The 26,491-nt window shown below is 72.5% G+C and carries 20 protein-coding genes and 6 tRNA genes; 10 read left to right on the top strand and 16 right to left on the bottom strand.

What is annotated here, in order from left to right:
• Positions 1 to 25 precede the first annotated feature (25 nt).
• The 7 genes from ruvB to thrS form a co-directional block, all read right to left on the bottom strand.
• Entirely contained in the window at positions 26 to 1,030 is a 1,005-nt protein-coding gene (ruvB, locus tag D1648_RS07760) for a Holliday junction branch migration DNA helicase RuvB (protein WP_122940400.1), read from the bottom strand.
• A gap of 83 nt (positions 1,031 to 1,113) precedes the next feature.
• The gene (gene ruvA / locus D1648_RS07755) at positions 1,114 to 1,719 is read right to left on the bottom strand and encodes a Holliday junction branch migration protein RuvA (RefSeq protein ID WP_122940398.1); all 606 of its coding nucleotides are present in this window, start codon (positions 1,717 to 1,719) and stop codon (positions 1,114 to 1,116) included.
• 26 nt (positions 1,720 to 1,745) lie between these two features.
• Entirely contained in the window at positions 1,746 to 2,339 is a 594-nt protein-coding gene (ruvC, locus tag D1648_RS07750) for a crossover junction endodeoxyribonuclease RuvC (protein WP_122940396.1), read from the bottom strand.
• Between the two features lie 73 nt (positions 2,340 to 2,412).
• Positions 2,413 to 3,171, bottom strand: coding sequence for a YebC/PmpR family DNA-binding transcriptional regulator (locus D1648_RS07745; RefSeq protein WP_122940393.1), 759 nt, complete (start codon positions 3,169 to 3,171; stop codon positions 2,413 to 2,415).
• A gap of 71 nt (positions 3,172 to 3,242) precedes the next feature.
• Positions 3,243 to 4,535: a PrsW family intramembrane metalloprotease gene (locus D1648_RS07740; RefSeq protein ID WP_122940391.1), complete on the bottom strand. Its 1,293-nt coding sequence runs from the start codon at positions 4,533 to 4,535 to the stop codon at positions 3,243 to 3,245.
• 92 nt (positions 4,536 to 4,627) lie between these two features.
• Positions 4,628 to 5,215 carry an HIT domain-containing protein gene (locus D1648_RS07735; protein ID WP_122940389.1) on the bottom strand — a complete coding sequence of 196 codons (588 nt, stop codon included), beginning with the start codon at positions 5,213 to 5,215 and terminating at the stop codon, positions 4,628 to 4,630.
• Complete coding sequence (gene thrS, locus D1648_RS07730; RefSeq protein WP_122940387.1) at positions 5,212 to 7,212, bottom strand: threonine--tRNA ligase; 2,001 nt, start codon at positions 7,210 to 7,212, stop codon at positions 5,212 to 5,214. The genes D1648_RS07735 and thrS overlap by 4 nt, the downstream gene beginning before the upstream one ends.
• Before the next feature lie 285 nt (positions 7,213 to 7,497).
• On the opposite strand from thrS, the gene D1648_RS07725 reads away from it, so the two are divergent.
• A complete protein-coding gene (locus D1648_RS07725) occupies positions 7,498 to 9,396 on the top strand; it encodes a BCCT family transporter (RefSeq protein ID WP_122941068.1) in 1,899 nt (632 codons plus the stop codon).
• A gap of 144 nt (positions 9,397 to 9,540) precedes the next feature.
• Here D1648_RS07725 and D1648_RS07720 read toward each other — a convergent pair.
• The 4 genes from D1648_RS07720 to D1648_RS07705 form a co-directional block, all read right to left on the bottom strand.
• Positions 9,541 to 9,615: transfer RNA gene (locus tag D1648_RS07720), tRNA-Val, on the bottom strand.
• Between the two features lie 26 nt (positions 9,616 to 9,641).
• Positions 9,642 to 9,712: transfer RNA gene (locus tag D1648_RS07715), tRNA-Cys, on the bottom strand.
• Between the two features lie 66 nt (positions 9,713 to 9,778).
• Positions 9,779 to 9,851 (bottom strand) — tRNA-Gly (locus tag D1648_RS07710).
• 26 nt (positions 9,852 to 9,877) lie between these two features.
• Positions 9,878 to 9,949, bottom strand: a tRNA-Val gene (locus D1648_RS07705).
• 223 nt (positions 9,950 to 10,172) lie between these two features.
• Here D1648_RS07705 and D1648_RS07700 point away from each other — a divergent pair.
• The 5 genes from D1648_RS07700 to treZ all read left to right on the top strand — a co-directional run bounded on the left by D1648_RS07700 (position 10,173) and on the right by treZ (position 17,243).
• Positions 10,173 to 10,248: transfer RNA gene (locus tag D1648_RS07700), tRNA-Gly, on the top strand.
• Positions 10,249 to 10,274: 26 nt separating this feature from the next.
• A tRNA-Val gene (locus D1648_RS07695) sits at positions 10,275 to 10,349 on the top strand.
• A gap of 151 nt (positions 10,350 to 10,500) precedes the next feature.
• The gene (glgX, locus tag D1648_RS07690) at positions 10,501 to 12,666 is read left to right on the top strand and encodes a glycogen debranching protein GlgX (RefSeq protein WP_122940385.1); all 2,166 of its coding nucleotides are present in this window, start codon (positions 10,501 to 10,503) and stop codon (positions 12,664 to 12,666) included.
• An 81-nt stretch (positions 12,667 to 12,747) separates the two neighbouring features.
• The gene (gene treY / locus D1648_RS07685; RefSeq protein ID WP_164518643.1) at positions 12,748 to 15,378 is read left to right on the top strand and encodes a malto-oligosyltrehalose synthase; all 2,631 of its coding nucleotides are present in this window, start codon (positions 12,748 to 12,750) and stop codon (positions 15,376 to 15,378) included.
• Entirely contained in the window at positions 15,375 to 17,243 is a 1,869-nt protein-coding gene (treZ, locus tag D1648_RS07680; protein WP_122940382.1) for a malto-oligosyltrehalose trehalohydrolase, read from the top strand. Before treY ends, treZ begins: the two co-directional genes overlap by 4 nt.
• Here the strand turns inward: treZ and zapE are convergent.
• A complete protein-coding gene (gene zapE / locus D1648_RS07675) occupies positions 17,233 to 18,285 on the bottom strand; it encodes a cell division protein ZapE (protein ID WP_122940380.1) in 1,053 nt (350 codons plus the stop codon). The two genes, treZ and zapE, sit on opposite strands and share 11 nt — an antisense overlap.
• 35 nt (positions 18,286 to 18,320) lie before the next feature.
• Positions 18,321 to 19,676 carry a S9 family peptidase gene (locus D1648_RS07670; protein WP_164518642.1) on the bottom strand — a complete coding sequence of 452 codons (1,356 nt, stop codon included), beginning with the start codon at positions 19,674 to 19,676 and terminating at the stop codon, positions 18,321 to 18,323.
• Between the two features lie 123 nt (positions 19,677 to 19,799).
• On the opposite strand from D1648_RS07670, the gene msrB reads away from it, so the two are divergent.
• The 3 genes from msrB (at position 19,800) to D1648_RS07655 (ending at position 22,217) form a co-directional block, all read left to right on the top strand.
• Positions 19,800 to 20,240 carry a peptide-methionine (R)-S-oxide reductase MsrB gene (gene msrB, locus D1648_RS07665; protein ID WP_122940378.1) on the top strand — a complete coding sequence of 147 codons (441 nt, stop codon included), beginning with the start codon at positions 19,800 to 19,802 and terminating at the stop codon, positions 20,238 to 20,240.
• Positions 20,241 to 20,385: 145 nt separating this feature from the next.
• Positions 20,386 to 21,009: a DUF3000 domain-containing protein gene (locus D1648_RS07660; protein ID WP_122940376.1), complete on the top strand. Its 624-nt coding sequence runs from the start codon at positions 20,386 to 20,388 to the stop codon at positions 21,007 to 21,009.
• Positions 21,009 to 22,217, top strand: coding sequence for an HRDC domain-containing protein (locus D1648_RS07655; RefSeq protein WP_122940374.1), 1,209 nt, complete (start codon positions 21,009 to 21,011; stop codon positions 22,215 to 22,217). The genes D1648_RS07660 and D1648_RS07655 overlap by 1 nt, the downstream gene beginning before the upstream one ends.
• A gap of 2 nt (positions 22,218 to 22,219) precedes the next feature.
• On the opposite strand, the gene D1648_RS07650 is transcribed toward D1648_RS07655, so the two are convergent.
• On the bottom strand, positions 22,220 to 23,290 hold the full coding sequence (locus D1648_RS07650; RefSeq protein ID WP_122940372.1) for a GNAT family N-acetyltransferase: 1,071 nt from the start codon (positions 23,288 to 23,290) through the stop codon (positions 22,220 to 22,222).
• Positions 23,291 to 23,326: 36 nt separating this feature from the next.
• Here D1648_RS07650 and D1648_RS07645 point away from each other — a divergent pair, with 36 nt between their 5' ends.
• A complete protein-coding gene (locus D1648_RS07645; RefSeq protein WP_122940370.1) occupies positions 23,327 to 23,953 on the top strand; it encodes a TetR/AcrR family transcriptional regulator in 627 nt (208 codons plus the stop codon).
• A 53-nt stretch (positions 23,954 to 24,006) separates the two neighbouring features.
• Here the strand turns inward: D1648_RS07645 and D1648_RS07640 are convergent, their stop codons facing one another.
• Positions 24,007 to 24,663 (bottom strand): NUDIX domain-containing protein, encoded by a 657-nt coding sequence (locus tag D1648_RS07640; RefSeq protein ID WP_122940367.1) that lies wholly within the window; start codon positions 24,661 to 24,663, stop codon positions 24,007 to 24,009.
• Complete coding sequence (locus D1648_RS07635; protein WP_122940365.1) at positions 24,650 to 26,485, bottom strand: CTP synthase; 1,836 nt, start codon at positions 26,483 to 26,485, stop codon at positions 24,650 to 24,652. Before D1648_RS07635 ends, D1648_RS07640 begins: the two co-directional genes overlap by 14 nt.
• Positions 26,486 to 26,491: the final 6 nt, after the last annotated feature.

Raw genomic sequence — 26,491 nt, 5'->3', positions numbered from 1 at the left:
CGCACCCGGGGTCAGGCCCCCGGGATCAGAAGCGGCCGAGCATCGGCGCGGTGCCCTCCGGTCCCTCGGGCGGGGTGAGGCCGAGGTGCTCCCAGGCCGCTGGGGCGGCGGCGCGCCCGCGAGGGGTCCGCAGCAGGAAGCCCTCGCGCACGAGATACGGCTCGACCATCGTCTCGACCGTCTCGGTCTCCTCCCCCACCGCGACGGCGAGGGTGGACAGGCCGACGGGCCCTCCCGCGAAGCGGCCGCACAGCGCGTTCAGCACCGCGCGGTCCAGCCGGTCCAGGCCCCGCTCGTCGACCTCGTAGACCCGCAGCGCCTCCTTGGCGGCACCGAGATCGAGAGCGCCGCTGCCCCGCACCTGCGCCCAGTCCCGTACGCGGCGCAGCAGCCGGTTCGCGATCCGGGGCGTGCCGCGCGAGCGGGAGGCGATCTCCTCCGCGGCCCGGTCCTCGAGCTCGACCTCGAGCCGCACGGCGGAGCGGCGCACGACCTCGCGCAGCTCCTCGGCGCCGTAGAAGTCCAGATGGCCGATGAATCCGAAGCGGTCCCGCAGCGGGGCGGGCAGCAGACCCGCACGGGTGGTCGCGCCGACGACGGTGAAGGGCGGCAGGTCCAGCGGGATCGACGTGGCGCCGACACCCTTGCCGACCACGACGTCGACCCGGAAGTCCTCCATCGCGATGTAGAGCATCTCCTCGGCGGGACGGGCCAGGCGGTGGATCTCGTCGAGGAAGAGCACCTCGCCCTCGTCGAGCGAGGAGAGGATCGCGGCGAGATCGCCGGCGTGCTGGATCGCGGGCCCCGAGGTGATCCGCAGCGGGGCCGACAGCTCCGCGGCGATGATCATCGCGAGCGTGGTCTTGCCGAGGCCGGGCGGGCCGGAGAGCAGCATGTGCTCGGGTGCTCCGCCGCGTGCGGCGGCGGCGTCGAGCACGAGCGAGAGCTGGTCCCGGACCACCTGCTGACCCACGAACTCCTCGAGCCGACGCGGGCGCAGGGCCGCCTCGGCGGTGCGCTCGGGCGGCATCGACTCGGGGCTCGTCACCGCCCCGGGCCCTTCCGCTGCCCCCTCGGTGCCGACTGCGCCCGAGGGGCCGACGCCGTTTCCGGTCACCGGTGACCCCCGAGGCCGCGCAGCGCGGTGCGCAGCAGCGTGGCCGCGTCGAGCTGCTCCCCGCCCTCCGTCCGGGCGGACTCGACGGCGCCGCGAGCGGCCTTCTCCGCCCAGCCCAGTCCGACGAGCGCCTCCACCACGTCGGCGTCGGGGCCGCCCGCCGTCGGGGCGACGTCAGGCGCCGGGGTCGCGGGCGCGGACGGGGCAGGCAGCTTCCCTCCGAGCTCCAGGAGCATCCGTCCGGCGACCTTCGGACCGATGCCCGGGGTGCGGGTGATGGTCTTCGTGTCCTGCTCCGCGACGGCGCGACGCAGCTCCTCGGGAGCGAGCACGGCGAGCACGGCGAGGGCGGTGCGCGGTCCGATCCCGGAGACGGACTGCACGATGCGGAAGGTCTCCGCCTCCTCCGGCTCGGGGAAGCCGTACAGGGTCAGGGAGTCCTCGCGGACGACGAGCTCGGTGTGCAGGGTGAGCTCGGCCCCGTGGCGAGTGGCGGCCAGGGCCTGCGGCGTGGTGCGCACGAGATAGCCGATGCCGGCCACCTCGAGCACGAGGGCGTCGAGGTCGAGGCGGACGACCCGCCCGGTCAGGGATGCGATCACGGGACCACCCTAGAACACCTGTTCGATCACTGGCGGGAGGTCGAGCGTTCCCGGGCGCGTCGGGCCCTGCGCTCGGCCTCGGCCCACACGGCCTGGGCGCTCGTGCGCGCCCCGCCGCTGCGATCCAGGGCGACCGGCCCGCCGCCGCGCCACAGCTGGGTCAGCGCGATCGCGACGGCGTCGGCGGCGTCGGCGGGCTGCGGAGGCGCATCGAGCCCGAGCAGCTTCGTCAGGACCGTCTGGATCTGCTTCTTGTCGGCGCGGCCGCTGCCGGTCACGGCGGCCTTCACCTCGGAGGGGGTGTGCAGCGCGACGGGGATCCCCCGCTCGTGCGCCTCGAGCAGCGCGATCCCGGAGACCTGCGCAGTGCCGATCACGGTGGAGGTGTTGGCCTGGCTGAACACGCGCTCGACGGCCACGGCGTCGGGCCCGAACTCCTCGAGCGCGGCGCGCAGGCCGTGAGCGATCACGAGCAGCCGCCGCTCGAGCGGGGCCTCGGAGGCGGAGCGGATCACGCCGGCGTGGACCAGCCGGGCCCGACGCCCGCCCAGGGCGTCGACCACGCCGATGCCGCAGCGGGTCAGGCCCGGGTCGATGCCGAGCACGCGCAGCGTGGTCATCCCCGCCTCGCGTGCGCGCGGGCGCGACGGGACAGCGCGCTCGCACCGGCGATCACCGCGCCGTCCCGTCCGCTCACTCGTCCTCGCCCAGCTGGGCCGCGACCTCGTCGGGGATGTCGAGGTTCGAGTACACCGCCTGGACGTCGTCGCTGTCCTCGAGGGCGTCGATGAGGCGAAGCGCCTTCTGCGCGCCCTCGAGGTCCACGGGCGTGCGCATCGTCGGCACGAACTGCGCCTCGGCGCTCTCGTAGTCGATCCCGGCCTCCTGGAGCGCCGAACGTACCGCCACCACGTCGGTGGCCTCGGAGAGGATCTCGAAGGCCTCGCCCTCGTCGTTGATCTCCTCCGCCCCGGCATCGAGGACCACCTCGAGCAGGTCGTCCTCGGTGTGCTCGCCCTTCGCGACCGTGACCACGCCGCGGCGCTCGAAGAGGTAGGAGACCGAGCCCGAGTCGGCCATGTTCCCGCCGTTGCGGTTGAAGGCCAGGCGCACCTCGGAGACGGCCCGGTTCTTGTTGTCGGTGAGGCACTCGACCAGCACCGCGACGCCGCCCGGCGCGTAGCCCTCGTACATCAGCGTCTCGTAGTCGACGCCGCCGCCGTCGAGGCCGCCGCCGCGCTTGACCGCGCGGTCGATGTTGTCATTGGGGACGGAGGTCTTCTTCGCCTTCTGGATGGCGTCGTAGAGGGTCGGGTTGCCGGCCGGGTCAGGACCGCCCATGCGCGCCGCGACCTCGATGTTCTTCACCAGCTTGGCGAACAGCTTGCCCCGCTTGGCATCGAGGGCAGCCTTCTTGTGCTTGGTGGTCGCCCACTTGGAATGCCCGGCCATCTCTCTCCTTCCGATCGTCCGCCTGGGAGGGCGGATCGCCGCCCCATCCTAGTGGCACGCGCGAGGAGCCCTCAGCCGCGCACGACGGGCGCGGTCAGAGCCCCGATCAGACGACGGTCCGCGGTGATCCGCTCGAGCAGCTCCCGCTCGCGGGCGCGGGTCCTCGCCGTCGGCCGGGCGAACAGCACGCTGTGCCGCTCCATGCCCAGCGACACGGCCGCCCGGATCAGGTCGTGCATCCCCATCCTCGCCACGGCGCCGTGGCGCCCGGCCCATGCCTCCGCACGCCGTCGACGGCGCATGGAGACCAGCATCCGCACCTCGTCGGGCGAGAACCAGCCGGCCCTGCCGTACTCGGCGAGCTGGCGGCGCAGGATCCGCTTCTCGCGCAGCCGCAGGAAGAGCACGATCCCCACCAGCAGCAGGAAGATCGGCACCTGCACGCTCACGTAGTAGCGCAGGAAGCCGGCCAGCGGCGCCTCCGGATCCACGGGGAGGAAGAAGGCCGAGCCGTTCCACAGCGCATGCAGCACCATGCCGAGCGAGAGACCGCCGAGCCCCAGGCCGAAGTAGAGCATCAGCGAGCGCCGCTCGGCGGCCAGCCCGATCCCGAGCCCGCACAGCGAGGTGAAGGAGACGTGGGCGAACGGGGAGAGCACCCCGCGCAGGAAGAACGTCTGCCAGAAGGCGTCGACCGATCCGGCGGCCTGCGCCTGGTGGAAGGAGTTGCTGAAGTAGAGGATGTTCTCGGTGAAGGCGAACCCTCCGGCGATCAGGGCGGCGTAGACCACCCCGTCCAGCGGGCCGGAGATGTAGCGCCTGCCCCACACGAGCAGCCCGAACAGGCCCGCGGACTTCATCGTCTCCTCGACGATCGGGGCCTGCACCGCGGCGCCGAGGAAGGAGTCGATCAGCTCGGTCTCGTCCTGCGGGGAGATCCAGGCGTCGAAGAACCCGCCGAAGAACAGCGACAGCAGCACCGAGCCGATCGCGCCCCAGGCGAAGGCGTAGACGAGGGAGAGGCGGGGCTGGGGCGTGTACCGGTCCAGCCACCACACCGCGGTGAAGACGAGTGCGACCGGGACCAGCGCCGCGGTGAAGGCGACCAGGGAGGTCCCGAAGCCGAGCGGGAGGATCACGAAGACGTAGAGCACGATCAGCGAGGCGATCAGCGCCAGCACGGACAGCCCCAGCAGCAGCCATCGCAGCCACCGCCGTCGGGGCCGGCCCGTCGGGCGGTGCCCGGGGCCGAGGCGTCCGGGCGCGCGCGGGTCCACCCGTGCGATGTCGTAGCCGTAGTCCGCACCGCCCGCGGTGCGAGGGGTATCCGCGGAGCGCGTCGGGGCGCCGGTCGAGCTGGTCACTGCCTGGCCCTGCCTCTCCCCCGGTGCGCTGACCTCGCGGGGCCGCGCCCGGACCGCGGTCCTTTCCCCTGGACGTCGCCGGTCATGCTAGCTCAGGGCCGTCCGGTGCCGGGCCACGCCTCGGCGTAGAGCCGGCGGGTGTCCGCCAGCAGGATCGGCACGGCCTTGGTGCGGGCGACGATCGGCAGGAAGTTCGCATCCCCCGCCCAGCGCGGCACCACGTGCTGGTGCAGGTGCGCGGCGATCCCGGCGCCGGCGACCTCTCCCTGGTTCATGCCCAGGTTGAAGCCGGCCGGGGCGGAGACCTCCCGGATCACGCGCATGGCGGTGCGGGTGATCTCGGCGACCTCCGCCACCTCCTCCTCCGTCAGCTCCGTGTAGTCCGAGACGTGCCGATACGGGCACACCAGCAGGTGGCCGGCGTTGTAGGGGTAGAGGTTCAGGATCGCGTAGGCGGTGCGGCCCCGGTGGACGATCAGGGCGTCCTCGTCGCTGCGGCGCGGGCCGGCGCAGAAGGGGCACTGCTCCCCGTCGTGCGGGTCGACGGGCTTGTTCTCGCCGCCGATGTACGCCATCCGGTGCGGGGTCCACAGTCGCTCGGTGTCGTCGGGGACGCCCGCGAAGTCGCGGGCGTCCTCGAGGACCGGACGCGAGGCGCCCTGCTCCTCCTGCGAGCTCACACCTGCACCTTGTCCGCGATGGCGGTGACGATCCGCTCCACGGCCACGTCGACGTCGATGCCGTTGTCCTGGCTGCCGTCGCGCATCCGGAAGGAGACCGCGCCGGCCGCCTGGTCCTCGCCGCCGGCGATGAGGAGATAGGGCACCTTCTCCTTGGTGTGGGTGCGGATCTTCTTCTGCATGCGGTCGTCGGAGGCGTCCACCTCGACCCGCACACCGCGGGCGCGCAGCTTCGCCGCGACCTGCTCGAGATAGGGCACGTACTCGGCGGCGACCGGGACCGCGACGACCTGGACCGGCGCGAGCCAGACCGGGAAGGCGCCGGCGTAGTGCTCGAGCAGCACGCCGAAGAAGCGCTCGATCGAGCCGAACAGGGCCCGGTGGATCATGACCGGCCGCTGCCGGGAGCCGTCGGGGGCGGTGTACTCGAGCTCGAAGAGCTCGGGCTCGAAGAAGTCGAGCTGGATGGTCGAGAGCTGCCAGGTGCGCCCGATCGCGTCCTTGGCCTGGACTGAGATCTTGGGGCCGTAGAAGGCGGCGCCGCCCGGATCCGGGACGAGCTCGAGCCCCGAGGAGGCCGCGACCTCCTCGAGGGTGGCCGTGGCCTCCTCCCAGGCCGCGTCGTCGCCCACGGACTTCTCCGGGTCGCGGGTGGACAGCTCGAGGTAGAAGTCGTCGAGCCCGTAGTCGCGCAGGAGGTCCAGGACGAACTGCAGCAGGCTCGCGAGCTCCTCCTTCATCTGCTCGCGGGTGGTGTAGATGTGCGCGTCGTCCTGGGTGAAGCCGCGCGCCCGGGTGAGCCCGTGCACCACACCCGACTTCTCGTAGCGGTAGACGTGCCCGAACTCGAACAGCCGCAGGGGGAGCTCCCGATAGGAGCGGCCGCGTGAGCGGTAGACGAGGTTGTGCATCGGGCAGTTCATGGGCTTGAGGTAGTAGTCCTGGCCCTGCTTGGTGACGTTGCCGTCGTCGTCGACCTCCTCGTCCATGTGCATGGGCGGGTACATGCCCTCGGCGTACCACTCCAGGTGTCGAGAGGTCTCGAAGAGGTTCTTCTTCGTGATGTGAGGGGTGGAGACGAAGGAGTAGCCGGCCTCGACGTGACGGCGCCTCGAGTAGTCCTCCATCTCCATCCGGATCATCGCGCCCTTGGGATGGAAGACGGGCAGGCCGGAGCCGATCTCGTCGGGGAACGAGAACAGGTCCAGCTCGCTGCCGAGGCGTCGGTGGTCGCGGCGCTCGGCCTCTGCGATCCGCTCCTGATGCGCGCGCAGCTCCTCCTTGGAGGGCCAGGCGGTGCCGTAGACGCGCTGCAGCATCGGGTTCTTCTCGCTGCCGCGCCAGTAGGCGGCGGCGGAGCGGGTCAGCGCGAAGCCGTTGCCGATGAGCCTGGTCGAGGGCAGGTGGGGGCCGCGGCAGAGGTCGGTCCAGACCACCTCGCCCTTCTTGTCCACGTTGTCGTACATGGTCAGGCCGCCCTCGCCCACCTCGACGCTCGCCCCCTCGGCGGCATCTCCCGCCGAGGACTTCAGGCCGATGAGCTCGAGCTTGTACGGCTCGGAGGCCTCCTCGGCCCGCGCGGCGTCGTCGGTGATCTCGCGCCGCACGAAGCGCTGCCCGGACTTCACGATCCGGGTCATCTCCTTCTCGAGCGCCTTGAGCGACTCGGGGGTGAAGGGCTCGGCGACGTCGAAGTCGTAGTAGAAGCCGTCGGTGATGGGCGGGCCGATCCCGAGCTTCGCGTCGGGGTTCGTCCTCTGCACGGCCTGGGCGAGCACGTGAGCGGCGCTGTGGCGCAGGATCGAGAGCCCGTCGGGGCTGGAGATGTCCACGCCCTCGACGCTCTGGCCGTCCTCGAGCACGGTCGCGAGGTCGCGCAGCTCCCCGTCGATGCGCAGGGCGACGACGGAGGGGGCCTGCTCGAAGAGCGCGGTGCCCGTGGTGCCCTCCTCGAGGTGCTGAGAGATTCCGTCGAGGGTGATGGCGATCTGGGCCACGGGGGTGCTCCTTCGTTCTCGGGTCGAGCCGGCCGACGATGCCGGCTCCACGGAGAATGGTACGGGGAGCCCGAGCGGTGACGGGACGGCGCACAGCCCCCCGGACCTGCCGGGAGGGGCGGCGCCGTGCACATCTCGCCGACATCCCGGCCCCCGGACGCACGTACGCCCGATCGTCGGACGACCGGAGGCCTGGATCCGGCGTATCGTGAGCTCGTTCTCGTCCCCTTCCCGAAAGGAGAGCGCCCCCTCCTCCCACCGTCCTCGGTGCGCCGGGGCGTCATCATGAGCCAGAACACTCAGACCACCAAGGATCTGGTCCACGACCTCCGCAGAGCGCGACCCCGACGCCGACGCGGGACCCAGACCTCCCCGGGGACCGACTGGGTGGTGTTCGGCAGCGCCGGCGCCATCGCTCTGGGCTTCATCGTGTGGGGCATCGTCTCCGCGAGCTCGCTCGGCACCGTGGCGGAGAAGGCCCTCGGCGGCGTGCTGGAGAACTTCAGCTGGCTCTACGTCATCGCCGCCACGGTCTTCACGCTCTTCGTGCTCGTCGTGGCGTTCAGCCGGTTCGGCCGGATCCCGCTGGGCAAGGACGGGGAGACCCCGCAGTTCCGCACCGCCTCGTGGATCTCGATGATGTTCGCCACCGGCATGGGCATCGGCCTGATGTTCAACGGCGTGGCCGAGCCGCTGTACTTCTACATGTCCCCGCCGCCCGGCACCGTCGAGGGCCAGACGCCCGAGGCCGCGACCACGGCGATGGGCACCGCGCTGTTCCACTGGACCCTCTACCCGTGGGCGATGTACGCGATCGTGGGCCTGGGCATGGCCTACGGCACCTACCGGCTGGGACGCTCCCAGCTGTTCTCCTCGATGTTCACCCCCCTGTTCGGGGAGCGGGCGACGCGCGGTGCCGGCGGCAAGGTCATCAACATCCTGGCGATCCTGGCGACCCTGTTCGGCTCGGCGTGCTCGCTGGGCCTGGGCGCCCTGCAGATCGGCGGCGGCTTCACCTCCTCCGGGCTGATGGAGGACGTCACCTCCCCCGTCCTGGTGCTGATCATCGCGTTCCTGACCGCGTGCTTCGTCGCCTCGGCCGTCTCCGGGATCGAGCGCGGCATCCAGTACCTCTCGAACATCAACATGGTGCTCGCGGTGGTGCTCGCGGTGATCGTCTTCATCGGCGGACCGACTCTGTTCATCCTCAACATCATCCCCAACGCGGTGGGCGGATTCATCGCGGACCTGCCGCAGATGGCCTCGCGCACCGCTTCCTCCGGCGACGAGTCGCTCGCCGAGTGGATGAGCTCCTACACGATCTTCTACTGGGCGTGGTGGGTCTCCTGGTCGCCCTTCGTGGGCCTGTTCATCGGCAGGATCTCCCGCGGCCGCACGATCCGTCAGTTCGTGGTCGGCGTGCTGCTGGTCCCCTCGGTGGTCTCGCTGCTGTGGTTCTCCGTCTTCGGCGGCGGGGCGATCGGCCTCCAGGAGCGCGCCGAGCGCGCGCAGGACACCGGCGGCATGCTCGCTCAGCTGGTCGACGGGGTCCCGGACATCGTCACCGACTCGATCCTGTTCGAGCTGCTCCAGTCCCTGCCCGTGGGCGGCGTGATCGCGATGGTCCTCATCGCCCTGTCGGTGGTGCTGGTCGCGATCTTCTTCGTCACCGGCGCGGACTCCGCCTCGATCGTCATGGGCGGCCTGTCCGAGCACGGCGCGGAGGAGCCGAGCCGTCGCTCCGTGATCTTCTGGGGCGTGGCCACCGGTGCGGTCGCGGCGATCATGCTGCTGGCCGGCGGGAGCGATCGCACCGCGGCGCTCAACGGCCTGCAGAACATCACGATCGTCTCCTCCCTGCCGTTCGTGCTCGTCATGCTCCTGCTGTGCGTGGCGATCTGGAAGGACCTCTCGAAGGACCCGCTGATCATCCGCAACCGTCTGGCGCGCCACGTGCTGGAGGAGGCGGTGGACTCGGCGGTCGACCGCCACGACGGCGAGGCCTTCGAGCTGCGCACCGTGGAGGCCGTGGTCGAGGTCTCGGCCGCCGATGCCGAGAAGATGGCGGCGGACAAGGCGCGCCGCCGCGGCGACGCCGCCGCCTCCTCCGAGGGGTCGGCCGCCCCGGCGGCCGGGGCGGGCGGGAGCCCGGCCGACGACGAGGGCTCCGGCTCCCGCGGCTGACGCCCGGCGCGAGCTCCTCGCGACCGACCCCCGAGAGCCCCTGCCGACGGCAGGGGCTCTCGTCGCACCCCGGGCCGGGATGGCGCACCGCGGCAGGACGGCATGGCGAAGGGCCCCGGTCCGAAGACCGGGGCCCTTCCGCGATGGTGGGCGATACTGGGTTCGAACCAGTGACCTCTTCCGTGTCAGGGAAGCGCGCTACCGCTGCGCCAATCGCCCGGGGCGACACCCGAGGGTGCCGTTCGAGGTGGGTACGGGATTCGAACCCGTGTACACGGCTTTGCAGGCCGTTGCCTCGCCTCTCGGCCAACCCACCGGGTGATGCTCTCGCATCATACGGAACAGCGCTCCCGACGTGATGTCGGGAGCGCCGTCCCCCCGGAGCGGACGACCGGATTCGAACCGGCGACCCTCACCTTGGCAAGGTGATGCTCTACCAGCTGAGCTACGTCCGCAGGACAGGGATCCAAGGATCCTGCCGTGGGCGATACTGGGATCGAACCAGTGACCTCTTCCGTGTGAAGGAAGCGCGCTACCCCTGCGCCAATCGCCCTGAGGTGCCGTCCGCTCTCTCGATCGGACTCGTAGAAGCCTACACGCTGTCTCGGGGTGCTCGCGCCACATGCGGGTGTGACCTGCATCCCGCTGATCCCCCTCCGCGGCGCCGTGCCGCCTGGACGGCATTCCCGCCGTGACCTCGGACACTGAGGGGCTTCCCGGTTTGCGCCGAGCGGCCGGTCGCCCCTAGAGTGACTCCTCGTCGGCCTGGCCGATGTGCGGACGTAGCTCAGTTGGTAGAGCATCACCTTGCCAAGGTGAGGGTCGCCGGTTCGAATCCGGTCGTCCGCTCCATCCCTCCCCCGCGCCTCCGGCGCGACGGGCGATTGGCGCAGCGGTAGCGCGCTTCCCTGACACGGAAGAGGTCACTGGTTCGAACCCAGTATCGCCCACCACACAAGGCCCCGGCTCCGGCCGGGGCCTTCGTCGTCCCCGGCGCTCCGCCGCCGGCCGCCGACCCCGCAGGCCGAGCTCCACCGCCGCGCCCCGCCTCCGTGCCCTGCACGAGCCAGGGCCCGTCCGCCGCCCGCGCACTAGTGTGGGGCCATGCAGATCTGGACAGGTCAGTCGTATCCGCTCGGCGCCACCTTCGACGGCTCGGGCACGAACTTCGCGCTCTTCTCCGAGGCGGCGGAGCGGGTGGAGCTGTGCCTGATCGACGAGGACGGCACGGAGCGGCGGGTCGAGGTCACCGAGGTCGACGCCTACGTCTGGCACGTCTACCTCCCCGCGGTCCAGCCCGGTCAGCGCTACGGCTATCGCGTGCACGGGCCCTTCGATCCGGCCTCGGGTCTGCGCTGCGATCCCTCGAAGCTGCTGCTGGACCCCTACGCCAAGGCGATCGCGGGGATGGCGAGCAACCATCCCTCGCTCTACAGCTACGACTTCGAGGATCCGTCCGAGCGCAACACGGAGGACTCCGCCGCCCACACCATGCACTCCGTGGTGGTCTCCCCCTTCTTCGACTGGGGCAACGACCATCCCCCGGCCCACGAGTACCACGACACCGTGATCTACGAGGCGCACGTCAAGGGCCTGACGATGCTGCACCCGGAGATCGACGAGAACATCCGCGGCACCTACGTCGCGATGGGGCATCCGGCCGTGATCGAGCATCTCCAGCAGCTCGGGGTCACCGCGGTGGAGCTCATGCCCGTGCACCAGTTCGTGCAGGACGGCCACCTCGTCGAGAAGGGCCTGCGCAACTACTGGGGGTACAACACGATCGGGTTCTTCGCCCCGCACAACGAGTACTCCTACGCGGGCGAGCTGGGCCAGCAGGTCCAGGAGTTCAAGCAGATGGTCAAGAACCTCCACGAGGCCGACATCGAGGTGATCCTCGACGTGGTCTACAACCACACCGCGGAAGGCAATCACCTCGGTCCCACGCTGTGCTTCCGCGGCATCGACAACAGTTCCTACTACCGCCTGGTCGAGGGCGACGAGGCGCACTACTACGACACCACCGGCACCGGGAACTCGCTGCTGATGCGCACCCCGCACGTGCTCCAGCTGATCATGGACTCGCTGCGCTACTGGGTCACCGAGATGCACGTGGACGGCTTCCGCTTCGACCTCGCCTCCACTCTCGCGCGCGAGCTGCACGAGGTGGACCGCCTCTCCGCCTTCTTCGACATCATCCAGCAGGACCCGATCATCTCCCAGGTCAAGCTCATCGCCGAGCCGTGGGACCTCGGCGAGGGCGGCTACCAGGTGGGCGGCTTCCCGCCGCTGTGGTCGGAGTGGAACGGCCGCTATCGCGACACCGTGCGGGACTTCCACCGCTCCGAGCCCGGGACCGTCGGCGACTTCACCTCGCGCCTGGCCGGCAGCTCGGACCTCTACCAGCACACCGGCCGCACGCCGATCGCCTCGATCAACTTCGTCACCGCCCACGACGGCTTCACGCTGCGGGACCTGGTCTCCTACAACGAGCGCCGCAACGAGGCGAACCTCGAGGGCGGCACGGACGGCGAGAGCCACAACCGCTCCTGGAACTCGGGCGTCGAGGGGGAGACCGACGACCCGGGCGTGCTCGCGCTGCGCAAGCGTCGGGCGAAGAACCTCATGGCCACGTTGCTGCTCAGCCAGGGCGTGCCGATGATCCTGCACGGCGACGAGATGGGCCGTACCCAGCAGGGCAACAACAACACCTACTGCCAGGACGACGAGCTCTCCTGGGTGGACTGGGACCTGGACGAGCACCAGGAGGAGATGCTCTGGTTCACCCGGCGCATGATCGCGCTGCGCCACGAGCACCCGATCTTCCGCCGCCGCCGCTTCCTGCAGGGCGTCGTGCGGGAGGACTCCGGCTCCGTGCTCAAGGACGTCGAATGGCTCGCCACCGACGGCGCCCCCATGACCGAGGAGGAGTGGGAGGACCCGGAGAACAAGTGCCTGACCATGTTCCTCAACGGCTCGGCGATCCCCGAGCCGACCAGCCGCGGGGAGCGGATCGTGGACGACTCCTCACTGGTGATGTTCAACGCCTCCGGCAACGGGGTGGAGTTCGTGCTGCCCGGCACGGAGTACGGGCAGGCCTGGGAGGTCGTGCTCGGAACGGGCGACACGATCGATGTCAGCACCGTGGTCGAGGCCGGCGAGTCGATCGTGCGGCCCGGGCACTCGCTGCTGATCCTCATGCGCCCCGCCGTCGAGGCCGAGGAGGAGGACCGTGCCGCCGAGGAGATCGAGCACCCGATCCGTGCCTGAGCGAGGAGCGTTCCCCCGTCCGCGGCGAGGCCGCCGGACATCGCCGACAGGGTCCGCCCGGACCCGAGGAGGACAGCCGAAGTGACCATCGAGACCGGTCCCCGTCCCCCGCAGCAGGACGCTGCCGCCGATGCCGCCCGGCGCACCGTCACCGGCGCCCTGCCGGCGGTGCGGCAGGTGCCCACCTCGACCTATCGCCTCCAGCTGCACGCCGGGTTCACGGCCGACGACGCCGCGCAGCTGGTGCCCTATCTCGCCCGCCTCGGGGTGGGGCACGTGTTCTGCTCCCCCGTGCTGCAGGCCGCGCCGGGCTCCACCCACGGCTACGACGTCGTCGACCATTCCCGCATCGGCGAGGAGATCGGCGGGGAGGAGGCGCTGCGCCGCCTCGCCGACGCCGCGCACGCGCACGGCATGGGCATGATCGTCGACGTCGTCCCGAACCACATGTCGTTCCCCACCCCGATCTGGCGGAACCGGGCGCTGTGGTCGGTGCTGCGCGACGGCCCCGCCTCCCCCTACGCCGACTGGTTCGACGTGGATCTGACCGGCGAGCGCTCGGTGCTCGTGCCCGTGCTCGGTCGGCCCGTCGGCGCGGTCCTGGCCGACGGGGAGATCAGCCTCGACAGCGAGGAGGTCCCGCAGGCGGACGGGTCCGCGCAGCGCGAGACCGTCGTGCGCTACCACGACCACGTCCTGCCCGTCGCGGCGGGCACCGAGCACCTCGGTCTCGCGGACCTGCTGGACCGGCAGTGGTACCGCCTGGCGTACTGGAAGATCGCCGACGACGAGCTGGACTATCGACGGTTCTTCGACGTGGACACCCTCGCCGCGGTGCGGGTCGAGGACCCTGCGGTGTTCGAGGCGACCCATGCGACGCTGCTGCGCCTGCAGGCGGAGGGCGTGATCGACGGGTACCGGATCGACCATCCCGACGGTCTCGCCGACCCGCGCGGCTACCTGCGCGACCTCGAGCGCGCCACCGGCGGTGCGTGGACCGTGATCGAGAAGATCCTCGAGGGCGAGGAGCGTCTGCCCGGGGACTTCCCCTGCGCGGGCACGACGGGCTACGACGCGCTGTGGCGGGTGACGGGGCTGTTCCACGACCCGCACGGCGCGCTGGGGCTGACCCACCTGTGGCAGCGCCGCACCGGCGACCTGCGCCCCTTCGAGGAGGTCGCCGCCGAGTCGACCGATCTCGTGGTCTCCACGAGCCTGTGGGCGGAGATCGAGCGGCTGACCACCCTGATCCACCGGATCTGCCAGGACGACATCCGGCTGCGGGACACCACCCGGCGCAACATCCAGAAGGTCGTCGTCGCACTGCTGGGCTCGATGGATCGTTATCGCGCGTACATCGTCCCGGGCGAGCACGCTCCGGGCTCCGAGCGCGCCGTGGTCGAGCAGGCGGCGGCGCGGGCACGGGCCCGCCTCGGGGAGGGCGAGGACGTGGCGGCGACGCTCGAGCTGGTCCTCTCGCTGGTGTGCGGCGACGAGGTGGGCAGCGCCGGCCGACGCCGCAGCGCCGAGCGGGACGAGGTGGTGGTGCGCTTCGCGCAGACCTGCGGCCCGGTCCACGCCAAGGGGCTCGAGGACACGGCCTTCTACCGCTACACCCGCTTCCTGGCCGTGAACGAGGTGGGCGCGGATCCCGACCGGATCGGCGTCGAGCCGGACGAGCTGCACGACCACGCCCAGCACATGGTGCGCACCCGGCCGGACGCGATGACCACCCTGTCCACCCACGACACGAAGCGCAGCGAGGACGTGCGGGCCCGGCTCGCGGTCCTCACCGAGCAGCCCCTCGAGTGGGCTCTGGTGGTGCAGGATCTCGACCGCGCGACCGCCGCGGCGCGCGGTGACAGGGTCGACGGGGCCATCGAGCTGCTGCTGTGGCAGACCCTCGCCGCGTGCTGGGAGCTGCCCGGCTCCGGGGCGGCGCCGCTGGACGCCGAGCGGCTCGAAGGCTATCTCGCCAAGGCGATGCGCGAGGCGAAGACCCGCACCACCTGGACCGAGCAGGATGCGGAGTACGAGCGGGAGGTGCAGGAGCTGGGCCGGGCGGCGCTGGCCTCGGAGGAGGTCGCCGCGATCCTCGACTCGTGGACCCGGCGCACCGCCGCCGTGCAGCGCGCCGCGATCCTGGGCCAGAAGCTGGTGCAGCTGACGATGCCGGGCGTTCCGGACGTCTACCAGGGCAACGAGAGCGTGGACCTCTCCCTGGTCGATCCCGACAACCGCCGCGAGGTGGACCATGCCGCGCACGCGGCGCGGCTCGAGCGGATGATCGAGGGGGCCGGACCGGAGGGCATCGGCGATGAGAAGCTGTGGCTGACGCACCGCGCGCTGGTGCTGCGGCGGGAGCGGCCGGACCTGTTCCAGGGGCGGGAGGCTGCCTATCACGCGCTGCCCACGACGACGGGCCACGCCGTCGCCTTCGGCCGGGCCCGGGGCGAGGGGCCGGTCGAGGTCGTCACCGTCGTGACCCGCCTCGCCCACGGCCTCTCCCAGCGCGGCGGCTGGGGCGAGGGCCGTGTGGCGCTGCCCGAGGGCAGGTGGCGCAGCGCCCTGGACGGCACCGAGCACGCGGGCGGGATGGTGCCGCTGGAGGCGCTTCTGGAGAACTGGCCGGTCGCGCTGCTGGTGCGAGTCGGCGCGACCCCGACCGGCGCCCTCCCGGTCGCCGCTCCCGTCGCGGAGGAGGAGCGATGACCCGCCCTGCGCAGAGCCACCCGCCCCGGGACGCCTCGTCGGCCGCGCCGACGGGACGCCCGGCGCCGCCGATCCCGCCGACCCCGCTCGGGGACCGGGACCGCTACCGGGTCTGGGCCCCGTCGGCCCGTGCCGTGAGGATCCGGATCGACGGGGTCGAGCATCCTATGGACGCTGCCGGCGGGGGATGGTTCGAGCTCGCCGATCCCGCGCCCGTGCCCGGTGCCCGCTACGCCTTCCGGCTCGACGACGCCGAGCCGTGGCTGCCCGATCCCCGCTCCCTGTCCCAGCCCGACGGCGTCCATGGTGCGAGCGAGGTCGTCGACCCCGCCGCTCTCGCGCCCTCGGGGCGCTGGCCGGGCCGGGACCTGCGAGGGGCGGTGCTCTACGAGCTGCACGTGGGCACCTTCGCCCCGGGGCCGGACGGGGCCGGCGGCACCCTCGACTCGGCGATCGAGCATCTCGACGAACTGGTCGACCTCGGCGTCGACGCGGTCGAGCTGATGCCGCTGGCGACCTTCCCCGGCGAGCGCGGCTGGGGCTACGACGGGGTGGGGCTGTACGCGGTGCACGCCGCCTACGGGGGCCCGGCGGCGCTGGCCCGTTTCGTGCGCGCCGCCCACGACCGCGGCCTCGCCGTCGTGCTGGACGTGGTCCACAACCACCTGGGTCCCTCGGGCAACTACCTGGGCCGGTTCGGTCCGTACTTCACCGCCGAGCACGAGACGCCCTGGGGCGAGGCCGTGAACCTCGACCAGCCGGGCTCCCGCCAGGTGCGCGACTTCCTGCTGGGCAGCGCCCGGCAGTGGCTGGTGGAGCTGGGGCTGGACGGGCTGCGGCTGGACGCGGTGCACGAGCTGAAGGACGACTCCTCCCCGCACCTGCTCGCCGAGCTGGCCGACGCCGTCGGCGCCTGGGAGGAGGAGACGGGCCGGCCTCTGGCCCTGATCGCCGAGTCCGACCGGAACCAGCCCTCGACGGTCACGCCCACCGCCGCCGGCGGCCTCGGCATGGACATGCAGTGGGCCGACGACGTGCACCACGCCGTGCACGCCTGGATCACCGGCGAGCGCACCGGATACTACGGCGACTTCGGCGACACCGAGGTGCTCGCCCGCGTGCTGCCGGGCATCTTCCTGCACGCCGGGACCTGGTCGAGCTTCCGCGGTCAGGTGTGGGGCGCGCCGGTGGACCCCTCCTCCCCCGACTACGACGGACACTCCTTCGTCACCTTCCTCCAGGACCACGACCAGGTGGGCAATCGCGCCGCGGGCGACCGGATCCATCACGGGATCGCCCCCGGCGCGCATGCCGCCGCGATCGCGCTGATCCTGCTGGGCCCGGGCACGCCGATGCTCTTCCAGGGCGAGGAGTGGGCGGCCTCGACGCCGTTCGCGTTCTTCACCGACCACGACGAGGAGCTCGGTCCGCTGGTCAGCGCCGGCCGAGTGGAGGAGTTCGCGGCCATGGGCTGGGCGGAGGAGGTGCCGGATCCTCAGGCGAGGGCGACCTTCGTCGGCTCCCAGCTGCGCTGGCAGGAGCGCACGGAGGGCGAGCACGCGAGGATGCTGCAGTGGTACCGCGAGCTGATCGCACTGCGCCGCGCGCATGCCGAGCTCGGCGCGGGCGACCTCGCAGCGACCGGCGTCGAGGTGCTCTGCGAGGACGCCGTGCTGATGCGGCGCGGGGAGCTCGCGGTGCTCGCCCACCGCGGGCCGGACGCCCTGGTCCTCGAGGCCGGGCGGGTGCTGCGGGCGAGCGAGCTGCTCGCGGGCTTCGGGGCGCCCGGGCACGGGGAGGACGGGACGGTGCGCCTGGACGGCCCGGGCGCCGCGGTGCTGCGCGGCGCGGAGGTCAGCGGCTGAGGACCCGACCGTCGCGGGCGAGGGAGGCCAGACGAGAGAGGGCCCGGAAGTACTTCTTGCGGTAGCCGGAGCGCAGCAGCTCGGCGGAGAAGAGCTCCTCGAGCACGCCGTCGCCGGCAGGGGCCGCGCCCCCGTCGGCCGCCGCGGCGAGAGAGAGCAGCACGGGCACCTCGCGGTCGTAGAGCCGGTCCACGAGCACGACGAAGCGCAGCGCGTCGTGGTGGTGGGTGAGCCCGTGCACGCCCACCAGGTGCGCGGCGGCGACTCCGTCGATCAGCGCGCCGTAGCGGGAGGGGTGGACCCGGGTGAGATGCGTCAGCAGCGGGTCGAACTCGTCGAGGGTCGCCCCTTCCTGCGCGTCCGCATGCTCGCGCACCTCCGCCTCGGGCAGCGCCGCGATCTCGCTGACGCCGTCGCGGCGCCGGTAGTCCTCGCCGTCGATCCTGAGCACCTCGAAGCGCTCGGCCATCGCCTGGATCTCGCGCAGGAAGTCCTGGGCGGCGAAGCGGCCCTCCCCGAGCGCGTCGGGCAGGGTGTTCGAGGTCGCGACGATCGCGACGCCCCGGTCGGAGAGCTCGCGGATCAGCCGGGTCATCAGCAGCGTGTCGCCGGGGTCGTCGAGCTCGAACTCGTCGATGCACACCAGGCGGGAGGTGCCCAGCAGGTCCACGGCCTTCTGGAAGCCGAGCGCGCCGACGAGGTCGGTGTACTCCACGAAGGTGCCGTAGACCTTCTCCCCCTCGACCTCGTGGAACAGGGAGGTGAGCAGGTGGGTCTTGCCGACGCCGAAGCCGCCGTCGAGGTAGATCCCCCGGGCCGGCTCGCTGCGTCGGCGCAGGCGGGACAGGAACCCGCCGCGGGGCCGGGCGAGCGAGTCGGCGAAGTCGCCGATGCGCTCCTTGGCCTCCTGCTGCGAGGGATGCGCTGGGTCCGGCTCGTAGGTCACCAGGCGCGCCTCGGCGAAGCGAGGCGGCGGCACCAGGTCCGCGAGCAGCCGTTCCAGGGTCGGTTCGGGACGGCGGTCGCAGAGGGAGTCGGTCACGCCGGTCAGTGTAGGGGCGTCTCGGCGCGCGGTGCTCACAGCCGCAGCCCGATCGATCCCGCGAGGGCAGGGGTCGCGGGATCCCGCACCGGCACCTCGAGCGCGGCCGCCTCCTCGCGCAGGTCCAGCACGTCCCCCAGGAAGTCGGCGAGCAGGCGCTCGTAGCGGGCGGGGTCGCGGTTCCACTCGCGGGTGTGGGAGGCGCCCTCGAAGGGTTCGAACTCGATGAGGTCCGGTCGCAGCGCCGCGAGATGCCGGCTCGGCGCCGGGGGCACGGTCGCGTCGTCCAGGGCGTGGAAGAGCAGGGTGCGGTGGCGCAGGTGTCGTCCGTAGTGGTCGGGCGTCATCTCGTCCAGCGCCAGCGGCTCGTGCAGGCGCACCATGCGCGCCCCGATCCGGGAGGTCATCATCCACAGGGCGAGGCGGCGCATCGGCGCGGGGGCCCTCAGCGCAGTGGCGTGGTAGACGAGGATGTCCTGCCAGTCGACGGCCGGCGAGTCCAGCACGAGGGCCGCGATGCGGTCGCGGTGGGCGGAGCGCACGGAGGTGCGCAGCACGATCCCTCCGCCCATGGACCAGCCGACGAGCACGAGGCGCTTCGCCCCGTGGTCGACGGCGTAGTCGATCGCGGCCTCCGCATCCTCCCACTCGGCCGAGCCCAGGTGGTGCATCCGGTCCGCGGAGGCGGGGGCGCCGACGTCGTTGCGATAGGTGATCGCGAGGCTCGTCAGCCCCAGCCGGTGCAGCAGCGGGATGATGCGCAGCGCCTCCCCGCGGGCCGAGCCGTGCCCGTGGACGAGAATCGCCCAGGTGTCCGCCTGCCCGGCAGCGGAGCCGGCGCTCTCGTCGGGGCGGACGCGCCAGGCCGGCATCGGGCCGACGGGCGAGCTGATCTCCACCTCTTCGGTGTCCAGACCGTGCGCGGTCCGCGGAGTGCCGGCCCAGAAGAAGCCGTTGGTCGTGGCCCGATCCACGCGCAGCGGCTCGGCGGTGTCCGCCGCCAGCAGCGGCCGGGAGACGGTGGTGGGGGTGGGGCGGCCGTCGACCGCCCCGAGGCGCACGTGGACGGTCCCGCCGGACTGGCGCAGCGCGAGCAGTCCGTCGCGGCGCGTCGTGGCGGAGTCGTCGAGATGCACACGCTCGGGGTGCACCGCGCGGACGGTGACATCACGACGGCCGCGCAGGCTCTCGCGCGGCACGAGCGGGAGGCGCGCCATGACCCGGGCCCCGACGGTGAGCAGACCTGCGCTGAGCGCGAACGCCCCGGCCGCCCCGGCAAGCCCGTATCCCGCCACATGAGGCCATCGCGCCTGGTCAGGACGAGGAGGGAGCATGCGCTGGAGCAGCGTGCCGCCAGGGGCCGTGCGGAGCCGGGAGAGGTCATGCATCATGCCGCGCATCCTATCGACGCACTAGCATCGGGCCTGAGAACACCCGTCCGCGCGGACTGCGACGCACCCGTCCGGCCCGGCGCGCGGACCAGGCGGCGCGAGGCGCCGCAGAGCGGAGGCACCATGTCCACCCATCCCATCGGCTCCCGTCCCTACCCGGTGGCGATCAGCGAGCAGGAGTGGCGCGAGCGCCTCTCCCCCGCCGAGTACCAGGTGCTGCGCCAGGGCGCGACCGAGCGCCCCGGCACCGGCGAGTACGAGGAGGTGCGCCCTGCGGGCACCTACGCGTGCCGGGCCTGCGGCGCCGAGCTGTTCACGGCCGAGACCCAGTTCGACGCGCACTGCGGCTGGCCGGCGTTCTACGCCCCGAGCGACTCCGACGCCGTCGAGCTGCTCGAGGACACCTCGCTGGGGATGCGGCGCATCGAGGTGCGCTGCGCGGCCTGCGGCTCGCATCTGGGCCACGTCTTCGAGGGCGAGGGCTTCTCGACGCCGACGGATCAGCGCTACTGCATCAACTCCGTCAGCCTGCTCCACAGCGACGACGCCCCCGCCGCCGGCTGATCCTCCGCGGGGAGGTCGTGCGGCCCTGCGGGCGACCCTTGCCCGTCGGCCCACGCCCGATGGGCGCTCCCCCGGCGCACCCTCCCGGCGCACCCTCCCGGCGCGCCTGCCGGGCGGGCCCGTGCGCCGGCGGTAGCCTCCCTGCGTGTCCGTCCATCGAATCCGCACCGGCGACGACACCTTCCGCGCCGCCATCGACGCCATGACCAGCGCTCGACAGCGCTCGGAGTTCACCTGGCACACCATCCCGGCCCCGTCCCGGATGGCGCCGTCGACGTGGGCCTGCACCGGCGAGATCCTGGTGCATGACGAGGAGCTCGCCGCGGGCCGCCTGGTGGTGCTGCACGATCCCGCCGGCCAGGAGTCCTGGGACGGCACCTCGCGGATGGTGGCGCTGGTCCAGGCGCAGCTCGAGCCCGAGTTCGCGATCGAGTCGATGCTCGGGGACGTCGCCTGGTCGTGGGTGACCGAATCGCTCGAGCTGCACGGCGCCGATGCGCGCGAGCTCGGGTGCACGGCGACCCGCGTCGTCTCCCAGTCCTACGGCGCGCTCGCCTCCCGCCCCTCGACGGTGGACGTGGAGATGCGGGTCTCGTGGACGCCGGAGCCCGAGGACGGCGACGACCTCGCGCTCGCCCCGCACTTCGCGGCCTGGACGGCGATGCTCGCGGCCGCCGGCGGCCTGCCCCCGGCCCCGCCGCAGATCGCGCCGATCGCCCCGACCCATCACGCCCGCGCACCACGTACGGAGGACGACGAGGACCTGTGATGGACACGAAGAGCTCCACGCCGACCCTGGAGGACCTCACCGCTCCCCAGGACGGCCTCGTCCCGGTGATCGACCGCATCCAGCCGCTGCTGGAGTGGTGCGAGGCCGCCGCCGCAGCGCCCGAGGAGCCGGTCGCGGTCGACGCGGAGCGCGCCTCGAGCTACCGCTACAGCTCCCGCGCCTATCTCGTGCAGCTGCGCACCGAGGCGGCCGGCACGGCGCTGCTGGACCCGCTCGCCTTCGCGATGCCCGGCACGCTCCGCACGCTCCTCGCCGAGCGGGAATGGGTGCTGCACGCGGCCGGGCAGGACCTGCCGAGCCTCGCCGAGCTGGGCCTGCACCCCGGATCCCTGTTCGACACCGAGCTCGCCGCCCGGCTGCTGGGCATGGAGAGGGTGGGGCTCGGCGCCGTCGTCGAGGACACCCTCGGCCTGCGCCTGGCGAAGGAGCACTCGGCCGCGGACTGGTCGAAGCGGCCGCTGCCGGAGAGCTGGCTCGTCTACGCGGCGCTGGACGTCGAGGTGCTGGTGCAGGTGCGGGACGTGCTGCAGGAGCGTCTCGAGACGGCCGGGAAGGCGGAGTGGGCGCAGCAGGAGTTCGCCCACGAGAGCACGCGCGAGCACGGCCCGACGCGCTCGGCGAGCTGGAGGGGCCTGCACGGCCTCGGCTCGCTGCGCACCGCGAAGCAGCTCGCCGCGGCGCGGGAGATGTGGACCCGGCGCGACGAGCTGGCGAGCGAGGCGGATCTCTCCCCGCACCGCGTGATCCGCGACCGCGACCTCGTGGCCGCGGCGAAGGAGGCACCGCGCGGCCGGGAGGCCTTCGACCGGGCGCTGCCGTCGAAGCTCAAGCACAAGGACCGGTGGTGGCAGGCCGCACGCGCCGGTATCGAGCTGCCCGCCTCGCACCTGCCCGAGCGGTCCGAGCGCTCCTATCCCCCGCCCCACAAGCTCTGGTCCAAGAAGCATCCCGAGGTGGCCGAGCGCTACCAGCTGGTGCGCGCCGCGGTGAACGAGCGCGCGGAGGATCTCGAGATGCCTCCGGAGAACGTCCTCCAGCCGGCCCTGCTGCGGCAGTGGGTGTGGGAGCACGAGCAGACAGGGACCGAGGCGGAGGTCGAGCAGGCGCTGCGCGACCTCGGCGCCCGTCCCTGGCAGGCGGAGCAGACCGCGCCGGTGATCCATCGGGCCCTCGTCGAGGCACGCTGAGCTCAGCGGTCGCTCGCGAGCACCCCGAACTCCAGGGTGCTCGTCCACTCGCCCTTGCTCCACCAGTCCTCGCGCAGGTGGGCTTCGCGCCGCATGCCGACCCGTTCGGCGAGACGGGCGGAGGCGGTGTTGCGCGCGTCCATGCGGGCGGCGACGCGATGCAGTCCGCTCTTCCCGAGGGCCAGGTCGAGCACGGCGCGCACGGCCTCGGTCGCCAGGCCCTGCCCACCCTCGGCGGGATCGAGTACCCAGCCGATCTCGGCGGCGAGGTGCGCGCGGTCGGTCAGCCACAGCGCCACGTCCCCGATGACGCGTCCCTCGTGCTCGATCACGAGCGCGAGCGCGCCCTCGCCGGTGTGGAGCCCGGTCCGCGCGAGCCGCTCCTCGATCCTGCGACGGGAGTCCTCCGTCGTCCACGGCTCCTCGAGCAGGTGACGGGCCACGTCGGGGCGCGAGTAGATCGCGAGCAACGCTTCCCGGTCCTGCTCACGGTGGAGGCGCAGACGCAGCCGGTCCGTGTCCACGGGGAGGTCGATGGGGCGTGGCAGCTCGCGCACGAGGGAGACGAGCTCGACGGTCTCGCCCGACGGTGCAGTCCCAGCGCCCCGCCCGTCCTCCGCGAAGCCCGCGCGTGCCAGGAGCGCCCGCGAGGCGGCGTTCTCGGGAGCGGTGCGAGCGCGCAGGCGCCGCAGGCCGCTGCCGGCGACGAGCGCGGCGGCGAGGTCCACAGCAGCACGTGCGAGGCCTCGGCCACGATGGGCGGGGTGCATCCAGAACCCCACCTCGGCCGCGTTCTCGGCGACGTCGAAGAGCACCAGGGAACCGGCGAAGGCGTCGGTCCCGGGCTCGGCGATGGTCAGCACGGCGAGGTCGCCGCGGGCGAGCCCGGGCTCCGCGTCCTCGGTGATCATGGCCCGGACCGACGCCGGGGTGTAGCGCGGGGCGGGCAGGTGGGCATGGGCGCGGACCTCCGGATCGGCGGTGCCCTCGGCGTAGGCGACGGCGTCCTCGGCGCGCATCGGACGCAGCCGGGCCCGGTCGGAGGCGAGCGGGAGCAGATCTGAGCGGAGCATGCCGTTAAACTAACAGCATTCGGTTAGCCTGAGTCCATGAATTACTGGACGGATCATCGCCCCGTGCACCGCTCCCGCGCGGTGGATGCGGAGGGGATCGCACGGGCGGCCCTCGCCCTGCTGGACGAGGGCGGCCTCGAGGCGCTGACCCTGCGGGCGGTGGCGGCGGCGCTCGGGGTGGCGCCCTCGAGCCTCTACTCCCGGGTGCGCTCCCTCGAGGACGTGCTCGATCTCGCGCTGGACGCGGCGCTCGGCGCCGACCCGGCCGTGCAGGCGCTGGTCCGTGCGCGCACCGCGGGGCCCGAGGTGCTCGACGAGCTGCTGCTGAGCCACTTCCGGCATCTGTGCCGGCACCCCTGGGCGCTGCAGGTCCTCCCCCGTCGTGCGCTGCGCGGGCCGCACCATCTGGCGCTGTCGGAGCGGATGTGCGGACTGCTCGAGCACGAGGGGGCGCGGGATCCCCTGGCCGCGGCCTACGCCCTGTCCAACCTCGTGATCGGCAGCGCGATGACCAGCGCGCTCGACGAGGAGGAGCTCACGACGCCGGTCGACGAGCGACTGGCTCCCGGCTACGCGCGCCTGCACGGTGCGGGGACGGCGGACAGCGAGGACGTGCTCCGCCTCGGCCTGGTCGCCCTGCGGGAGGCGCTCACGGCCTCGTGAGCGGCGTGGGCCGTGCTCCCGGAGCGCTCGCGGCTCTGACGTTGCCTCGCGGCTCAGCCGCGGCCCGGGCGCAGCATGAACGGCGCATCGGCCGGGCGCAGCGACGGGGTGCCTGCTCCCCCGCTGCGCAGCGCCTGCAGGGCGAGCAGCGCCGCGACCGTCGTGGCGTTGGTGATCCGGCCCTCGAGCACGGCGGCGACCGCCTCCGTGAGCGGCACCCAGCGGGAGATGAGCTCCGCCTCCTCGTGGACGCGCTCGAACTCCTCCTCGCTCGGGCGCACGCCCTCGGCGAGATAGACCCGGATCACCTCGTCGCTGCCGCCCGGGCTGGGCCGCAGGTCCACGAGGGTGGACATCCGCACCGGCTCGCAGCCGGCCTCCTCGGCGAGCTCGCGCGCCGCGGCGACGTGCGGCGGCTCGCCCGCGAGGTCGAGCAGCCCGGCGGGGATCTCCCACAGCCGGTGGCCGACCGGATGGCGGTACTGCTGGATCAGCAGCACCCGGTCGGCCTCGTCCACGGCGAGGACCGCGACCGCCCCGGTGTGGCGGAGGTACTCGCGGTCGAAGCGCACGCCCGGGGCGAAGTCGATCGTGTCGCGCACGAGGTCGAAGACCATCCCCTCGTGCACCGTGCGCTGCGCGGGGACGGGGCGTCGGTCCGCCTCGTCCCGCAGCGGGCCGTCGGCGCGGGCCGCGTCAGCGCTCGTCATCGGAGCTCACCTGCCCGCCGTCCTCGTCGCCGGCGAGCTCCGGCACCGTCCCGTCGGGCGCGACCTCGAGCAGACGCGTCGCCTTCTGGATCTCGAGCGCCGCGCCGATCAGCCCGGCGAACAGCGGGTGGGCGCGGGTGGGGCGGGACTTCAGCTCGGGATGGGCCTGGGTGCCGATGTAGAACGGGTGCACGGCCGGGTCGAGCTCGACGAACTCGACGAGGGAGTGCTCCCCGGCCAGCTCGGAGACGCCGGAGATGCGCAGCCCCGCCGCCTCGAGCCGGTCGCGGTAGGCGTTGTTGACCTCGTACCGGTGGCGGTGGCGCTCGGAGACCTCGGTCGCGCCGTACACCTGCGCGGCGAGGGAGTCCTCGGCCAGGGTGTGCGCGTAGGCGCCCAGCCGCATCGTGCCGCCGAGGTCGCCGGAGCCGGCCACGATGTCCTCCTGCTCGGCCATGGTGGCGATGACCGGATGGGCGGTGTCGGGCGCGAACTCGGTGGAGTGCGCGTCCGACAGCCCCAGCTCGGTGCGGGCGTACTCGATGACCATCGACTGCATGCCCAGGCACAGTCCGAGGGCGGGCAGGCCGTGGGTGCGGGCGTGGCGCAGCGCGCCGACCTTCCCGTCCACGCCGCGCACCCCGAAGCCGCCGGGGACCACGATCGCGTCGACGTCCGCGAGCTGCTCGCGGGCCCCGTCCTCGCTCGTGCACAGGTCCGACTCGACCCAGCGGATCGTGACCTTCGCGCTGTGGTGGAAGCCGCCGGCGCGCAGCGCCTCCGTCACCGAGAGATAGGCGTCGGGGAGGTCCACGTACTTGCCGACCAGCGCGACGGTGACCTCGTAAGCGGGGTGGTGGACGCGGCGCAGCAGCTCCTCCCACCGGGTCCAGTCCACGTCGTGGCTGAGCAGGTCCAGGCGGCGGATCGCGTAGGCGTCGAGCCCTTCGCCGTGCAGCACGAGCGGGATCTCGTAGATCGAGGGGGCGTCGGCGCAGGTGACGACCGCGTCGAGGTCCACATCGCACATCGAGGAGATCTTCGCCTTGACGGAGGTGGGCAGGGCCCGGTCCGAGCGCAGCACGATCGCGTCGGGCTGGATGCCGATCGAGCGCAGCGCGGCGACGGAGTGCTGGGTGGGCTTGGTCTTCAGCTCCTGGGAGGGGCCGATGAAGGGCACGAGGGAGACGTGCACGAAGAAGACGTCGTCGCGGCCGACGTCCTGGCGCACCTGCCGGGCGGCCTCGAGGAAGGGCTGGGACTCGATGTCGCCGACGGTGCCGCCGATCTCGGTGATGATCACGTCGACGTCCTCACCGGCCTGGGAGCGCATCGACTCCTTGATGGCGTCGGTGATGTGGGGGATGACCTGGACGGTGTCGCCGAGGTACTCGCCGCGACGCTCCTTGGCGATGACGGTGGAGTAGACCTGGCCGGTGGTGACGTTCGCGTCGGCGGTGAGGTCCTCGTCCAGGAACCGCTCATAGTGGCCGATGTCCAGGTCGGTCTCGGCGCCGTCCTCGGTGACGAACACCTCGCCGTGCTGGAAGGGGTTCATGGTGCCCGGGTCCACGTTCAGGTACGGGTCGAGCTTCTGCATCGTCACCCGCAGCCCGCGGCTGCGCAGCAGCATCCCCAGCGAGGAGGCGGTGAGCCCCTTGCCGAGGCTCGAGACGACTCCGCCGGTGACGAAGATGTGCTTGGTGGTGCCCGCGTTGCGGAAGGGGCGGGGAGCTGCGGCCGCCCCGATCCTGGGGATGGTGCCGGTGCCGGTCGGTGGGACGGGTCCGGACTGGGGGGTGCTCGCGCTCGTGTCTGCCACGGACGG

The sequence above is a fragment of the Brachybacterium sp. EE-P12 genome, from assembly GCF_003711805.1.
Classification (GTDB): domain Bacteria; phylum Actinomycetota; class Actinomycetes; order Actinomycetales; family Dermabacteraceae; genus Brachybacterium.
This window is presented reverse-complemented; position numbering and strand designations above follow the sequence as displayed.